Origin of the sequence: Enterococcus italicus DSM 15952 (assembly GCF_000185365.1) — a bacterium.
GTDB lineage: Bacteria > Bacillota > Bacilli > Lactobacillales > Enterococcaceae > Enterococcus_G > Enterococcus_G italicus.
Genome location: NZ_GL622241.1, coordinates 858,895 through 873,850 on the forward strand (window position 1 = coordinate 858,895; position 14,956 = coordinate 873,850).

Below are 14,956 nucleotides of genomic sequence, written 5' to 3' on the forward strand. Positions count from 1 at the left end.
ACAATCACTTCCAGATTTTCTGGTCTTTTTGATTATAATTGAAGAATTTAATCTCAGATTTTGTATAAATGAAATATATTTGAAACATTTCATTTATTTTTATGACATATTTATGTGGTAAAATTTACCATGACTTATATAACGTGCGATTTTTAAAAAATAGGAATAAATTCTTGGAGGAACTAACTCGTGAAAAAAAGTATTGGGAAGAGCCTATTATTATGTACCTTATTATTGGCAACGTTAGTACCAATGAGTGCTCATGCCGATGATGTGGATTCAAAAATAAATGAACAGACCGAAAAAATTTCGGCTATTAAAGAGCAAAAAGAAACAACTGAATCACAGATTGCTTCATTAGAAAGTGATATTGCAACGATCTACAATAACGGAATGAAATTGCAAAAAGAGCAAACAGCACTTGAAGAAGCTACTGCGACTTTAATAAAAGAAATTAGTGATTTACAAACAAGAATTGAAAAACGGACAGAAACGATGAAAAACCAAGCACGAGACATTCAAGTGAATGGTCAGGATACAAGTTTTGTTGACGCGGTATTAAGTGCGGACTCGGTATCGGATGCTGTAAGCCGTGTTCAAGCGGTAAATACATTTGTCCAAGCTAATAATGAATTGATTCAAGCGCAAAAGGCAGATAAAGTTGCCGTTGAGCAAAAGAAAGCTGAAAATGAGAAAAAAGCAAAACGTTTGGCTGCAGCGAAAGAAGAATTGGATGCGCAAAGACAAGAATTGGTCTTGAAGCAAGCTGCTTTATCTGTAAAAAAAATCAGCTTAGCTGCGGAACAAGCGACAGCGGAGTCTATTCGTAATTCTCTCCTTGAGCAAAAAGCACAAGCTGAAGCCGAACAAGCAAGAATCGAAAAAGCACAGGCTGAAGCAGTGGCAAAAGCGAAAGCCGAAGCAGTAGCACAAACGACAAGTAACACTACGACAAAAGCGTCAGAAACGCAAGCAACTGCAAGTCAGGCAACAACAAGCTCAAGTCAAGAAACCAAAGCGGCTGAAACGACAAGTTCAAGCCAAGAAGCAAAAGCGACTGAGTCAACTACGCAAGCGACAGCGAGCAGTACCACTCAAACAAGTAGTAGTACAGAGCAAGCAACGACTAAAAAAGAAACATCTACAAGTACATCAACTAGCAACACCAGTACCACATCTGCTGATGCAACATTGAATGCTTTAAATGCGTTACGCGTTGCGAATGGGCTAAATCCTGTTTCTTGGGATGCTAGCTTAGCTGCAGCTGCATCAAGTCGAGCAGCTTTGATTAATGGCAATGGTGGAGCAATTCCAAGTGATCATTGGACGAGTGGAAATGAAGTGATTGCTATTTTATTCAGTCCTGGTTCCGATGTAATCAATGCATGGTACAACGAAACCAATATGATTACAGCAACTGGTTCAGGTCATAGAGATTGGGAAATGAATCCATCTATTACACGCGTCGGTTTTGGTTACAGTGGCAGTGTGATTGTTGGTCATTCTGCATAATCATTCACAATTAAGAAGCATTTGTTTAGAAAAAATCTAAACAAATGCTTTTTTTGAAATGTTTTTGTAACATACCTATTACTTAGTTGACATGATGCTATGGTAAACTTCATTTGTCTTTAGAAATAATTAAGAACTAGTAGAAAAGTGATAGTGGAGGAATAATTGTGAAGAAACGCATATTTGCTTCGATTTTTTTAAGCTCAATCATCTTGACAACTGTAGCGGCTCCATCGATTGCTGTAGCTGATACATATGATGATCAAATTTCTCAAAAAAATTCAGAGATTTCCAACTTAGAAAACCAACAAACAAGCACACAAGCACAAATTGATACATTAGAGTCACAAGTTGCGACAATTAATGCCAAAAGCGATGAAGTAGTCGCGCAACAAAAAGTATTGGCTGCCGAGTCAAAACAATTAAAACAAGAAATTGCTGATTTGGAAGTTCGTATCGAAAAAAGAACGGAAACAATGAAAAATCAAGCGCGAGACGTCCAAGTTAACGGCCAAGATACAAGCTTTGTTGATGCGGTTTTAAGTGCAGATTCGCTATCAGATGCTGTTTCAAGAGTTCAAGCTGTTAATACTTTTATTAAAGCGAATAACACGTTGATTGAGCAACAAAAAGAGGATCAAGAAGCAGTTAAAGCAAAAGAAGCAGCTAACTCAGAAAAAATTGAATCATATCAAAAATATCAAGTTCAATTAGATACTCAAAAAAAAGAATTGCAAGCGACTCAAGCAGAACTAGCAGTACTAAAGACTAGCTTGGCAATCCAACAAGCAACAAAAGAAGATGAAAAAGAAGCTTTAGTGAAGCAAAAAGCCGAAGCCGAAGCAGAACAAAAACGAATTTTAGCGGCTCAAGCAGCGGAAGCGGCAGCGAAAAAAGCAGCAGAACAAGCCGAAGCGAAAGCCAAAGAAGAAGCTGAAGCAAAAGCAGCAGAGCAAGCAAAAGCTCAATCTAACGCTACTACAACTAGCACAACAGAGAGTGCTGTGACTGAAAGTAATACTGCGACAAGCACTTCAAAAGCAACTACAACAAGTACCGTAGCAAGCAGCTCACAAGCGACTACATCAAGCTCAACTTCTACAAGTAGTGTAAGCACAACAACGCAAGTGACAGATACATCGAACACGTATCCTGTTGGTCAATGTACTTGGTTTGTTAAAAACCGCGCGACTTGGGTAGGCAATCGTTGGGGCAATGCGAACCAATGGCCAGCAAGTGCACGAGCAAACGGCTTTAGAGTAGATAATTCTCCAGAAGTTGGTTCGGTCGTTGTATTCTTAAACGGTGCCCAATATTCTGACGCTACTTATGGACATGTCGGTTATGTTATCTCTGTCGCAAATGGTGTCATTACGATTGAAGAAGGAAACTACGCCGGACAAAGTTACAACGTTCGTCAAATTACGACTGAAGGTACTGTCTTCATTCATCAAAACTAATAGACATAGAGGCTGAGACAAAATGGTTCAGCGCTAAGTAAAAACCAGAAAATCCAAAAGCTTTTCTTCAAACTTTTGGCTTTTCTGGCTTTTTTGTCGTTTAGCTTGTCTCTTTTTATAGCAGCTATCACTGTGCTATAAAAAAAGACAAGCACTTAAGCCGATACTTAAAAAGGGAACGAATGGTAGGTGTTTTGGGGGCTGACGCTTAGAAAAGAGAAACAGGAGATAATACAGAATACCGGTGCCACTGGCAAGAAAAAGTAAGAGATGAATTTGTTGCCAACGTAGCCAAGGGAACCAGATGAAAAATAAAAGCAAATCACCGTCTCCAATGAAGTACCAATGACGTTGACCATACCAATAGATACAAAAAAATAAAAGCCAGGTCCACCAAGAAAACGCGGCACGCTGCCATAGTAGAACAGCCCATAAGATGATAGCAAAAGGATATAATAGGTAAGGATCGATAATCTGGTAGAGCCAATCTGTAATACTTAGACTAAAAGCCATTGTAAACCAGACAAGTGCGACTAATTTAGTCTCCAACGTGGCGGTAGAAAATGAAAATAGATAGCAAAAAAACAACCCGTAGATCCATTCAGCGACAAAAATGTGTCGAGGGATGGCTTGATGACAATGACGACAATTCCCCTTAAGTGCAATGAATGAAATTATAGGAATCAAATCATAAAAGGCAAGGGGACGCTGGCAGGTCGAGCAGCGACTACGGTCAGACCAAAAATTCATACGTAACGGCAGACGATCGGCGACGACGCACCAAAAAGAACCCATCACAGCTCCAACTATAAAAGAAATCATTGTGTACTCCTTTCTCCTTTATAATTACATACGAAAACCATAAGAAAACCTGAGAAGAATTCTCAAATAGTTGTTTTTAGTGTACATTTTTATGAAATCTAGTATGCTTAAAGTATAGAAGTTTAAAGGAGGAATCGAATTATGAAATATGGGAAAACGAAAGATCTTTTAAATCAATTGGTCGCAGATTTAAGCCAATTTTCAGTGGTGATTCACCAAACACATTGGTACATGCGTGGACCTGAATTCCTAACATTACATCCTTTAATGGATACATTTATGGATGAAATCAATGCACAATTGGATGTTGTTTCAGAACGTTTGATTACATTGGATGGTGCACCATACTCTACTTTACAAGAATTTGCTGACAATACAGCGATTAAAGATGAAATTGGTACGTATGAACGGACAATTCCTGAACGTATGGCTAAATTAGTAGAAGGCTACCGCTACTTAGCTGACTTGTATCAAGAAGGAATTGAAATTTCTGGAGAAGAAGGCGATGATTGCACGCAAGATATTTTCATCGGATTCAAAACTGAGGTTGAAAAGAAGATTTGGATGCTACAAGCTAAATTAGGTCTAGCACCAGATGTTGCTTCAGATGATTCAGTAAAAAATCTATAAGATTAGCTCATACTATCAAAAACCCCCTAAATCCTCAAATTTAGGGGGTTTTATTTGTTTTACTCAGCGGCAGCTGATTTTAAATGAAATACTTTGTGTTTTAGTTCAAATACTTCGTCACATGCTTTGGCCACGTCGCTTTCATGAGTCACAATGATGATGCATTTTTGTTCTTCATGGGCCATTTCTTGGAACACTTTAACGATATCTGATGATGTTTCTTCGTCAAGGTTACCGGTTGGTTCATCGGCGACAATTAGTTCATGATCACAACAAATCGCACGAACGATTGCGACCCGTTGTTGTTGGCCACCGGAAAGGAGACCGACTTTTTTGTTGGCTAATGTTTCATCGATGCCGACTTTGGCTAGGCATTGAAGAGCATAGGTTTTCTTGTCAGAACGTTTTGATCCAGCAATTTCCATTGCCGTCAAAATATTTTGAAGGGCGGTCATATAAGGAAGGAGATTATAGGCTTGGAAGACAATCGAAATGTCTTTGCGGCGATAATTCCGTAAGCCAATCTTTTGAATATTTTCTCCATTGTAAGTAATGGTTCCTTTTTTCGGTGTATCGAGTCCTGAGATTAAGGAAAGGAAGGTCGTCTTGCCAGATCCACTTGCGCCGAGGATGGCGTAGACTTTTCCTTTTTCAAATGTTAAATTGACATCTTTGTATAGTGCATCTTGCTCGTTGGTATACCAATAAGCTAAGTCTTGGGTTGCTAACATGGATTTCCCTTCTTTCTAACCAATTAAGATTTTCTTCGGATTCAAGCGTAAAATACCAAATGAGGAGAGTAGGATCGAGAAGAAGCTAATCACGAGCCCTAAGCCAGCGAGGATAGCGACTTCTTTTGGTTGAACGGTGATATTTAAGTCATCAATTTCAGTTGAACCTTGTACGGCTGTATTGAAGCCACCCATTTGGCCACCACCGCCAGGGCCACCATTTTGGTTTCCTTGTTGGTTGTTTGCGCCTTGTTGAGTTTGGGTATCTGTTTGAGACGTTGTTGTTTCTTGTGAAAGTAGTTGATTCCCTACGACATTACCGACAATATTACCAGTAAACGTAGCAATCACTAAGGCAATCAGCATTGTCACAAACATTTCAGTAAAGAATTGGAAAATCATCTTGGCACGTGATTCACCCATTGACAATAGAACACCTATTTCATAGCGGCGTTCGCGAATCATGAGCATAACGATGAGTGTTAGGATAATGATCCCAGCAACGGCAACTAAAATCACAATGTTTTTGGCAAAGCTAGAAACATTTTCTAATGGTGTAATCATTGATTGATACAATTGATCATCGGTTGTTAAGTCATACGTATCTGTATCGATTACTTTTTCTGCCGCTTTGGTGAACGCAGTGACTTTTGAAGGTTCAGAAAGTGTGTAGATGGCAGAGTCGACGGTATCTTCATCAGTGTTACCAGATAGTGTATTGGCTAATGTGTAATAAGAGTAAATCGTATTAACTGGGTTTAGCATGCTGACCTGTGCAGCGATGCCTGATGCAGATTCAGTAGTAGAGTAAATTCCTTTGACGGTAACTGTCACTTTATTTTCACCGTCTGAATCAGTCAGTTTGAAGGTATCACCGACCGACAAGTCGTTCGATTCTGCTAGAGTTTTTTCAATCAAGACATTGTTTGTACCAGCATCATCAGCAGTCAATGCTTCACCGTCTTCTAATGTAGCTGTGCCGTCTGAGAAGCTTGAGTAGTTAGCACTAGATGAAACACCGGTAATGGTGAAGTCACCTGTTTGCATATTGCCACCCATGCCACCAGGTCCTTGTTGTATCACTACTTGTAATTGGTTCAATACCATCACCAGCTGTTGCGGTACCAGATGTCACTAAGACATATGATTTCACGTTGTCTAGTGCGGCAATTTTCTCAGCATCGCTGACTTTGACAGGTGTTGAAGTGAATTCACGACGTTCACTTGTTGAGTCAGTGGAAGATGAATCGGATGTACTTGTATCATTTTGGCCACCACCAAACATTGCTTCACGACTCGCAGCGAGTGTGACTGTTGCACCCAAACTGTTCTGTGCATTCTCTGTTGCTTTTTCTGCCGCACTTTTGATTGTTAGCCCTGCTAAAACAAAAATTAAAATAGCAGAAAAAACAGCACATAACAATAACGTGCGACCTTTTTTGGCCCATAAACTTAAGAGCCCACGTTTGATAAAATTCATATCTTCCTCCTGTTCGTGCGAATAAATACCATCCGCTCGTTAATCGATTTGTTACTAATGTAAGATAGCCAACGAACCTTAAAGCAAGGTTAAATGAATTTGAAGAAACTGTGAAAAGAAGGTTGAGATAGCGTTAGCGACAAAAACCATACAATCCAGAAGCTGTTTTTCAGACTTTTGGATTGTATGGTTTTTGTTTATAGGAATACAAACTGATTGTCACAAACGTTATTCACTCAGATGGGCTTGGTTGATCTGTGCGAGTACTTGATCAAATCCTGTCCCACCAAGCGAGTGGCGATTTTTGACAGCTTGCACGCTATCTAGTTTTTGGTAGATGTCTGCTTCGATAGTCGGCTCGATTTCTTGGTACTGACTAAGCGGGACATCTTGCAAGTAAATCCCATCTTCCATACAAGAAAGGATGAGCTTACCGACAATCTCATGCGCTTTTCGGAAGGGAATGCCCTTAGTCGCCAAATAATCGGCCAACTCCGTAGCATTTGAGAAATCTTGTTGGGTCGCTTGAAGCATGTTTTGTTCTTTGACTTTCATCGTGTCAATCATGCCAGCAAAAATTTCTAGCGAATGCATGACCGTAGAAACCGTGTCAAACATGCCTTCTTTGTCTTCTTGTAAGTCTTTGTTGTAAGCTAAAGGCAAACTCTTCATAATCGTTAATAGACCGAATAAATCCCCATACACACGTCCTGTTTTGCCACGGATTAATTCCGCCATGTCAGGGTTTTTCTTTTGCGGCATAATCGAGCTACCTGTCGAAAAGGTGTCCGTCAACTCAATGAATTGGTACTCATAGCTACACCATAAAATCAGCTCTTCGCAAAAACGAGAGAGGTGCATCATAATCAAAGAGGCATTGCTTAAAAACTCTAAAATAAAATCACGATCACTAACTGCATCTAGACTATTGGCATAGACACCGGCAAAACCAAGCTCTTGTGCAGCGTAGGAACGATCAATTGGGAAAGTCGTCCCAGCTAGTGCGGCCGCTCCTAATGGTGAAAGGTCAATCCGACTCAGACTTTCCGTGAGTCGTTCTTGATCACGCGTGAACATCTGATAGTAAGCCATCAAATGATGCCCAAAGGAAATAGGCTGTGCATGCTGAAGGTGCGTATAGCCAGGCATGACGGTATAGACATGTTGCTCGGCCTTTGTGACCAAGACTTGTCGTAAGGTTTTCAGTTGTGCCACAATTTGTTGGACGTGATCTTTTAAGTACAGATGCATATCTGTTGCTACTTGGTCGTTTCGACTGCGAGCAGTATGCAACTTGCCAGCGACAGGGCCAAGTAATTCATGCAAAAATACTTCCATATTCAGATGAATGTCTTCATTTTCTACTGAATAGTCCAACTCATTATTTTCGACCTTTGTGACTAAGGTCTGCAAACCAGCAAGAATGGCGTCAGCATCTTCTGCCGGAAGAATCGCCGTTTTTTTCAGCATTTTGACATGTGCGATGCTTCCTTGCAGATCATATGCCGCCAATTGTTGATCAAAGGAAATGGATGCACCAAATGCATCAATCCACGCTTCATTTTTTCCGTCGAATCGACCGCCCCATAATTTTGACATACTGTTTGCTCCTTTTATCCGATTGGTGTTAAAGGTGATTGTTGATTGGCTTGGACTTCTGCGTGCACTTTTGTTGGTAAGCCCCATAGCTTGATGAAGCCAACTGCAGCATCTTGATCAAATGTATCGGCAGAAGTGTACGTCGCTAAGTTTTCATCGTACAAGCTATTTGCTGACTTCCGACCTTCACAGATGACATTCCCTTTGAATAATTTTACACGAACCGTGCCGTTTACGACTGTTTGTGTGGATTTTAAGAAGGCAATCAGGGCATCTGTCAGTGGATTAAACCATAAGCCATCATAGATAACTTGTGCAAGCTGTTGTTCGATGACGGGTTTGAAATGAGCCAACTCACGAACAAAAACCAAATCCTCTAATTCTTTATGAGCCGTCATGAGCGTAATCGCACCAGGACATTCATAGACTTCCCGTGACTTAATCCCTACTAGACGGTTTTCAATATGATCAATCCGACCAATCCCATGTTCACCTGCTAGCGTGTTAAGCTTCATAACAATTGAAGCAAATGTATCTTCTTGACCATCTAGGGCGACGGGGACACCTTGCTTAAAGGTAATTTCTACAATGGTAGGTGTGTCAGGTGTTTCTTCTAATTCTTTGGTAATAGCGTAAGCACCTTTTGGCGGTGTTGCCCACGGATCTTCTAAGACACCACACTCACACGCCCGCCCCCATAAGTTTTGGTCAATCGAGTAAGGATTGTCCAAGTCAGCAGGGATAGGGACATTTTTTTCAGCAGCGTAGGCAATTTCTTCTTCACGCGACCATTTCCATTCACGCACAGGGGCGATGACGTTTAAATTAGGGTCTAAAGCAGCGATAGCCACTTCAAACCGTACTTGGTCATTCCCTTTGCCTGTGCAGCCGTGTGCGATGGTTGTCGCTTGTGTATCATGAGCCAATTCGACTAATTTCTTAGAAATCAATGGCCGTGAAAGGGCAGACACCAATGGATAAGAATTTTCATAAAATGTATTCCCTTGTAAGGCAATCAAGGCAAAATCGTCCGCAAACTCTTCGCGTGCATCAATCGCATACGATTCAGAAGCACCGACAAGCAACGCCTTCTCTTTAATCGCCGCCGTGTCGCGCCCTTCACCAATGTCTAGACAACAAGCAACTACATCGTAGCCTTCATCTACTAACCATTTAATTGAGACAGATGTATCTAATCCACCGGAATAAGCCAAAATAACCTTTTCTTTCATGAAACAACTTCCTTTCTATCGAAACCTACTTGATTGAAGCTATCATAGCAAATAAATATAAGTTAATCAAGCATAAAAATTATATTTATACATAAAATATTCTGATAAACGGTATTTTATTCAAAATAATGGCTAATCCTGTTTCTTTTATTAATCAAAAAGATCTGCGAGCGGGAAAAATAGTTACAAATTTAAAGGGAAAAACATTGACGTGCTACCTGATTCTGGGGTATCATACTAAATGGTATTGTTTACCCCATAAGAGCCCCGGAAACTCAAATGATTGTAAACATTCGAAATTGAATTGGAGGAAAAAATTGTGCGTACAACATATATGGCCAAACCAGGCGAAGTAGAACGTAAATGGTATGTCGTTGATGCAACAGATGTTCCTTTAGGACGTCTATCAGCAGTCGTAGCTTCTGTTCTACGAGGAAAAAATAAACCAACATTCACTCCTCATGTGGATACTGGTGATTTCGTCATCGTAATTAATGCAGATAAAGTAAAATTAACAGGTAATAAAGCTTCAGGAAAAATTTACTACCGTCACTCAAACTTCCCAGGAGGATTAAAATCAGTAACTGCTGGTGAATTACGTGCAAATAATTCTCGTCGTTTGATCGAAACTTCTGTAAAAGGTATGTTACCTAAGAACACGTTAGGTCGCGCTCAAGGAATGAAACTTCACGTATATGCTGAAGGAACTCATCCACATGCAGCTCAACAACCAAAAGTATTGGACATCACAAACTTAATCTAATAGGAGGGAATTTCATTGGCACAAGCTCAATATATCGGCACTGGCCGTCGTAAAAATGCTGTGGCCCGCGTACGTTTAGTACCAGGTACAGGTAAAATCACTGTTAACAAAAAAGACGTTACTGAATATATCCCACACGCTGACTTGCGTGAAGTAATCAACCAACCATTTGGCGTTACTGAAACAAAAGGCGCTTACGATGTTTTCGTAAACGTAAACGGTGGTGGATATGCTGGACAATCTGGCGCAATCCGTCATGGTATCGCTCGCGCATTACTAGAAGTAGACCCAGACTTCCGTTTAGCTCTTAAACAAGCTGGCTTACTTACTCGTGACGCACGTATGGTTGAACGTAAAAAACCAGGTCTTAAGAAAGCTCGTAAAGCATCTCAATTTTCAAAACGTTAATATCCTTTATATATCAACGTTTCTGGCACTTTCTGATTTTTGGAAAGTGTCTTTTTTTGTACGCTTAGGTACGAAAAAATGTACGAGATTTTGAATAGGCTGTTTTTAAGACCTAGGTTAGGAACCATATAATTGTTCTTTTTAAGTTGTTTAGTTGTTATTTTAAACTGTTATTTATTTCGCTTGGCGAGCTTCATCCAGACGTTTCTCGAATTTCTCATAGGTGGAAAGATCCACAACGTTCGGTGTATTAACGTATATCTCTGTCGTTTTGATATCCGAGTGGGTCAAGGCTTGAGAAATTTGAGCCATCGTTGCACCACCTTCACGAGCTAAGGTACTAAAGGTATGCCGCAGCTTGTGTGGATTTGTTTGAGTCAGTTCCTCATGTCTTCGGCGAATGGATTTTAGCCGATAATTTAAATAATCCACATGAACTGGAATGTTTACTTCGCCACTTCGATTGGCATAAGTGAAAAGAAACTGTTCTTTTGTCTGCTTAATCCCAAGCTGTAAAAGTTCTTCCTTTTGCTTTTTCTTCCATTCTTTTAAAAGTTCAATAAGGAATGTCGGAATCTTGAATTTCGTGGCTTTTCGACCTTTTGTGGATTTCAGATTGCCAAACTTATCCTTACTTTGAATCAAACTGACATAACCATTTTCAAAATCAATATGTTTCCACTGAAGGGCATAGGATTCGCTCTTGCGGTCACCTAGATTCAACGTCAGCATAAAGAGAACATAGTCTTGCATGATGAGGGAACCATTGCGATAATCCTCATTGGTTGCGTCTAACCAAGCAATCAATTCTTCTGCTGTCAGTGCTTCACCATTTAACTGACGTTCTGCTTTTAGTTGTTGTTTCTTAGGATCACCTACATAGCGAATGACTTTTTCGATCCGATTGTATTCGATATACTCTAATAATTCCGCGATATCAAAAACCTGATTGACATAACTTTTAATGATTTTGATATTGGCGTAGGTTTGGGATTTTTTCATCAATGTACGAAGCACAAAGTCTTTATTGTCGTTTAAAAACTTGATGGAATAATCCCCAAACATCGGTAGAATATGAAGACGGAAGACATCTTTTGTATTGCTAATGGTTGTAGCAGTCGGAATTTGTCGAGAACGACCTGTCGAACCAGCGATATACATATCCAACCAAACCGTTTGATAAAACTCTTTGAATTTGATATGGCCGTTCAGTTCAAAGGAACGAGCGCTTTTTTCGTTAAGGACACGTTGGATTTTTTGAGTAAGATCTTTTTCAGCCTGTTCTGCTTCTTTCTTTGTTCTGAATGTTTTGCGGTAGCGCTCGGTAGTGACACCGAGAATTTGTCGCACCTCCTTGGGGTAAAAGACCTCCAATTTGTAGTGATTGTTTTTCAATTTGGTAATTGCCATGTTACTTCCTACTTTCTTATACGCAAACCAGAACGTAGGAATGACTACGTTCTGATTATAAACCGCTTCTAGCGATTATAGCAACGCAGCCATTCATCCACGACTTGTCGATCAAAACGAACAACACCTTGAATCGTGATTCTCGGCAATCCTTGTTCGACCCATTTATCCAAAGTATTATTGGCAATGTGGAGATATTGGCAAGTTTCTTTTTTGGTTAAATAGCGCTTGTCGAGAGTGACGTCTTTTCGAACTTGATTCACACTATTCAGAATAAGTGTATAAACGCTATTTCCCAACTGCTTCATTTGCTCATCACTGAGTAAAAATTGAACTTCATTCATAGCTAACCTCCTTTCGTTAGTAAGAATCTTCATTTTCCAATTCCAGTATTTTTTGTTCGATAAAAGTTTGATCCGTTTCTGTAAATTTTTCTTTGCCCTTGGCTAATAATTCTTTCAAATAAACTTCCGCTTGATCTGGCCCATAGGCTTGTAGAAAAGCTTCATAAACCATGGCAAGAGATTTCGAGGTGGTATTCTCTAGCCAGAATTTCTTCTTGGAAAAAGTTGGCTTTTCCCGGACGACACGTAAGGGAATTTTTGGAATGCCCCCCACAAATTTGTCCCACCATTTCATATTGGGCCAACGAGCTTTATTGTGATAATTGACCGGTCCTTTGGGTTTGGTCTTGAAGCTGTAGTGGGAAGCTAAAATGCCACGAATGACCGTATTGAGTGGTATTCCTTTCGCAAGTTTTTCTATTGCTTGCCGGGCCTTTTGATCGGTTAATTCCATTTCCCAGCGAACCCATTCATTGACTTGGGCGATTTCACCTGTCTTATCTCGAATTTCTTGCTTTTTATCGTAAATCCGCAGTAGTTGAGGTTGAGCACCAATATAAAGCGTGTGGCCTGTCAGAATGCCATCTCGTAATTGACCACTATTCACTTCTCGAAAGTGGCGACTTTGAGAGCTGAGTTGGCCGTTCTTCACATATTTTTGCAAGGTAGACACTGGAGGAGAGGAGCCATCAAACAAGTCCATCGCTAAGTCTGCACGAGTGATGGTTCCTTTGGCTTTTAAAATGGTGGCTAAGAATTTCTGCCAATGCCAACCCTCAACGCTGGACATATATTCTTCATATTGGCGACACCCTTGCCCCGATAAGTTTACTAACAGATTGTTATGGTGGTCGCTTTGATGGATGATGATATCTGCAAAGGAATAGTGAGAATCGTAAGTGGGAAAAGGACTCCCTTTCTTTTCCGAAGTAAAGTCAGAAAGGGCAATTCCCAATAAATCCGCAACTTTTTCCATTGAAGCATCCGGCAATGAAAAGCGTAGAAAATCAATCAGACATTCGTTACTTTGCCGGTGTGTTTGGTTCATTCGCTTCTCCTAGCTGATAGGAGGTGGCGCTGATTTTCAACGCTGCAAATTGCCAGGTATCAATCATTGGTTGACCTTCTCCCACAAATGATTTTTTCTGAATTTTTCGGGGATAAACATTTAAACCAGTAAAACGAATGGGAATCAACTCGCCGTCTTCATAGTTATCTAAAATAGGCAGTTCTTCTTGATGCTCGACCACAATGGTGATAGGGGAGCCGAGTTCTGTTCCGCCGTTGTTTAGAACCAGTTCGACAAAAGCCCGATCATAGACTTTGAAGGTGAGGGTCATTAGCCCGGTTTCAACACGTTCGCCAACATGGTTCTGTTCACGTTCCATGCGCATTTGAATATCACTTTTGGCTACAACAAAACGTTGCGGGAGTTTGAATTGTTTGAGATCGAAACGTAGACTGGCTAGATTGACAGTTTCTGAATCGTTTAGTGAGATGCTGGTTCCTTTTTGGATCATTAATTTATTTGACATGTGTATTTCTCCTTTGATTTTGAATTTAGTCTTTGTTTTAATTGGTTGAAACAAAGTAGAGTGGGTGCACGAATCAGTTGCATAAAATTTCCTCCTTTCACTAACAAGAACAATTTGGAACTCCCTATTTTCCAAAAAATGTGGAATTTCTCATAATTTTCTTTATGGATGATTTCCCTTCCATTACTACTACAATCTGAGTAGGGTAATTTTTCGAAACAACAGACAATTGAATTGACTTGTAAGAGATTCTTAAGCTATTTGCTTCTTAATCGCCTCATTTCGAAAAAGTTTCTTTTTTGAGAAAACACAAAAAAGACGTGTAAACGAACTCTGCTCTGCCGCTGGCAGCCGGTCCGTTCACACGTCTTTTGCTTTTCTATTTAGCTAATTTTGACAAAAATTGAATCTTTGAAAAATGCTCATGAAGCCTTTTGTAGCAAGCTTAAGCGGGATTTCCAATGAGTTCGGTACCCCCGTGTTACTAACGGGGAATCCCATAGTGATAATTTGACTAAACTCCTTAGAATAAGAAAAATAGGACTTGTTTTATGAACCATATTGGATATGGCTTTCAATAGTCTCCTGTGCTGTATAACAGTCAAGTTTTTCAAAAAATAGAGGGCTCTGAACTTGTAGGAGTTCATCTATGATTTCTGGTGACTTAGTTTTCGAAATATCAAGATAGGATGTTAAGAAAGTTGAGAGTATACGACGTCTTTCTTTAAGTAAAGCTACTTGTTTCTTACCTGATGATGTTAAAAAAACACCTTGATAAGAAATGCGCTGAACTATATTTTGATTAACCAATCGATCCATTATTTCTGTAACAGAAGAAGGCTTAACCTCTAAGAAATCAGCAATTTGTCTATTTTTTACCAAGTGTTTATCTTCACTAAGCTTATCAATCGCTAATAGATACTTTTCTTGAGTCGGTGTCAATGTTGGGCCTCCTTTCAAGCAAAACCAGTAGCATCCTGAGTTATTAAATTTGAGCGTCCTTATGTAACCTAGCTAAAAATAATTGTAA

14 protein-coding genes and 1 pseudogene are annotated in these 14,956 nt (G+C 39.9%); 5 read left to right on the top strand and 10 right to left on the bottom strand.

Annotated elements, in window-relative coordinates; all coding sequences use genetic code 11:
- Window positions 1–189 precede the first annotated feature (189 nt).
- Window positions 190–1,512: a coiled-coil domain-containing protein gene (locus HMPREF9088_RS04015; RefSeq protein WP_007207869.1), complete on the top strand. Its 1,323-nt coding sequence runs from the start codon at window positions 190–192 to the stop codon at window positions 1,510–1,512.
- A gap of 167 nt (window positions 1,513–1,679) precedes the next feature.
- Complete coding sequence (locus HMPREF9088_RS04020) at window positions 1,680–2,972, top strand: CHAP domain-containing protein (protein WP_007207870.1); 1,293 nt, start codon at window positions 1,680–1,682, stop codon at window positions 2,970–2,972.
- A 135-nt stretch (window positions 2,973–3,107) separates the two neighbouring features.
- Here HMPREF9088_RS04020 and HMPREF9088_RS04025 read toward each other — a convergent pair whose 3' ends face one another.
- Window positions 3,108–3,794, bottom strand: coding sequence for a prepilin peptidase (locus HMPREF9088_RS04025; RefSeq protein ID WP_007207872.1), 687 nt, complete (start codon window positions 3,792–3,794; stop codon window positions 3,108–3,110).
- Window positions 3,795–3,935: 141 nt separating this feature from the next.
- Here HMPREF9088_RS04025 and HMPREF9088_RS04030 point away from each other — a divergent pair, with 141 nt between their 5' ends.
- The gene (locus HMPREF9088_RS04030; RefSeq protein ID WP_007207873.1) at window positions 3,936–4,424 is read left to right on the top strand and encodes a Dps family protein; all 489 of its coding nucleotides are present in this window, start codon (window positions 3,936–3,938) and stop codon (window positions 4,422–4,424) included.
- 59 nt (window positions 4,425–4,483) lie between these two features.
- Here HMPREF9088_RS04030 and HMPREF9088_RS04035 read toward each other — a convergent pair whose 3' ends face one another.
- The 4 genes and pseudogenes from HMPREF9088_RS04035 to HMPREF9088_RS04050 all read right to left on the bottom strand — a co-directional run bounded on the left by HMPREF9088_RS04035 (window position 4,484) and on the right by HMPREF9088_RS04050 (window position 9,466).
- Window positions 4,484–5,155: an ABC transporter ATP-binding protein gene (locus HMPREF9088_RS04035; RefSeq protein WP_007207874.1), complete on the bottom strand. Its 672-nt coding sequence runs from the start codon at window positions 5,153–5,155 to the stop codon at window positions 4,484–4,486.
- A gap of 15 nt (window positions 5,156–5,170) precedes the next feature.
- Window positions 5,171–6,635: pseudogene (locus tag HMPREF9088_RS04040) on the bottom strand (ABC transporter permease).
- 228 nt (window positions 6,636–6,863) lie between these two features.
- Window positions 6,864–8,234, bottom strand: a complete 1,371-nt coding sequence (gene argH, locus HMPREF9088_RS04045) for an argininosuccinate lyase (RefSeq protein ID WP_007207877.1) — start codon at window positions 8,232–8,234, stop codon at window positions 6,864–6,866.
- A gap of 14 nt (window positions 8,235–8,248) precedes the next feature.
- Window positions 8,249–9,466, bottom strand: a complete 1,218-nt coding sequence (locus HMPREF9088_RS04050; RefSeq protein WP_007207878.1) for an argininosuccinate synthase — start codon at window positions 9,464–9,466, stop codon at window positions 8,249–8,251.
- A gap of 316 nt (window positions 9,467–9,782) precedes the next feature.
- On the opposite strand from HMPREF9088_RS04050, the gene rplM reads away from it, so the two are divergent.
- Together rplM and rpsI are read left to right on the top strand one after the other, a co-directional pair.
- Window positions 9,783–10,229, top strand: a complete 447-nt coding sequence (rplM, locus tag HMPREF9088_RS04055; RefSeq protein WP_338063985.1) for a 50S ribosomal protein L13 — start codon at window positions 9,783–9,785, stop codon at window positions 10,227–10,229.
- 15 nt (window positions 10,230–10,244) lie between these two features.
- A complete protein-coding gene (gene rpsI, locus HMPREF9088_RS04060; protein WP_007207880.1) occupies window positions 10,245–10,637 on the top strand; it encodes a 30S ribosomal protein S9 in 393 nt (130 codons plus the stop codon).
- Between the two features lie 174 nt (window positions 10,638–10,811).
- Here rpsI and HMPREF9088_RS04065 read toward each other — a convergent pair whose 3' ends face one another.
- From HMPREF9088_RS04065 to HMPREF9088_RS04085, 5 genes are all read right to left on the bottom strand, one after another.
- Entirely contained in the window at window positions 10,812–12,047 is a 1,236-nt protein-coding gene (locus tag HMPREF9088_RS04065; RefSeq protein ID WP_007207881.1) for a tyrosine-type recombinase/integrase, read from the bottom strand.
- Window positions 12,048–12,115: 68 nt separating this feature from the next.
- A complete protein-coding gene (locus HMPREF9088_RS04070; RefSeq protein WP_026501626.1) occupies window positions 12,116–12,391 on the bottom strand; it encodes a helix-turn-helix domain-containing protein in 276 nt (91 codons plus the stop codon).
- A gap of 16 nt (window positions 12,392–12,407) precedes the next feature.
- Window positions 12,408–13,439 (bottom strand): replication initiation factor domain-containing protein, encoded by a 1,032-nt coding sequence (locus HMPREF9088_RS04075; protein WP_007207883.1) that lies wholly within the window; start codon window positions 13,437–13,439, stop codon window positions 12,408–12,410.
- Complete coding sequence (locus tag HMPREF9088_RS04080) at window positions 13,414–13,926, bottom strand: hypothetical protein (protein WP_040366367.1); 513 nt, start codon at window positions 13,924–13,926, stop codon at window positions 13,414–13,416. Before HMPREF9088_RS04080 ends, HMPREF9088_RS04075 begins: the two co-directional genes overlap by 26 nt.
- Before the next feature lie 549 nt (window positions 13,927–14,475).
- Window positions 14,476–14,868, bottom strand: a complete 393-nt coding sequence (locus HMPREF9088_RS04085; protein ID WP_052607478.1) for a metal-dependent transcriptional regulator — start codon at window positions 14,866–14,868, stop codon at window positions 14,476–14,478.
- Window positions 14,869–14,956 lie beyond the last annotated feature (88 nt).

Excerpts from the sequence above, each read along its gene's own strand:
- HMPREF9088_RS04035 (WP_007207874.1), bottom strand. The coding sequence starts at position 5,155 with ATGTTAGCAACCCAAGACTTAGCTTATTGGTATACCAACGAGCAAGAT.
- HMPREF9088_RS04025 (WP_007207872.1), bottom strand. The coding sequence starts at position 3,794 with ATGATTTCTTTTATAGTTGGAGCTGTGATGGGTTCTTTTTGGTGCGTC.
- HMPREF9088_RS04080 (WP_040366367.1), bottom strand. The coding sequence starts at position 13,926 with ATGTCAAATAAATTAATGATCCAAAAAGGAACCAGCATCTCACTAAAC.
- HMPREF9088_RS04075 (WP_007207883.1), bottom strand. The coding sequence starts at position 13,439 with ATGAACCAAACACACCGGCAAAGTAACGAATGTCTGATTGATTTTCTA.
- HMPREF9088_RS04050 (WP_007207878.1), bottom strand. The coding sequence starts at position 9,466 with ATGAAAGAAAAGGTTATTTTGGCTTATTCCGGTGGATTAGATACATCT.
- HMPREF9088_RS04070 (WP_026501626.1), bottom strand. The coding sequence starts at position 12,391 with ATGAATGAAGTTCAATTTTTACTCAGTGATGAGCAAATGAAGCAGTTG.
- HMPREF9088_RS04030 (WP_007207873.1), top strand. The coding sequence starts at position 3,936 with ATGAAATATGGGAAAACGAAAGATCTTTTAAATCAATTGGTCGCAGAT.
- HMPREF9088_RS04065 (WP_007207881.1), bottom strand. The coding sequence starts at position 12,047 with ATGGCAATTACCAAATTGAAAAACAATCACTACAAATTGGAGGTCTTT.
- argH (WP_007207877.1), bottom strand. The coding sequence starts at position 8,234 with ATGTCAAAATTATGGGGCGGTCGATTCGACGGAAAAAATGAAGCGTGG.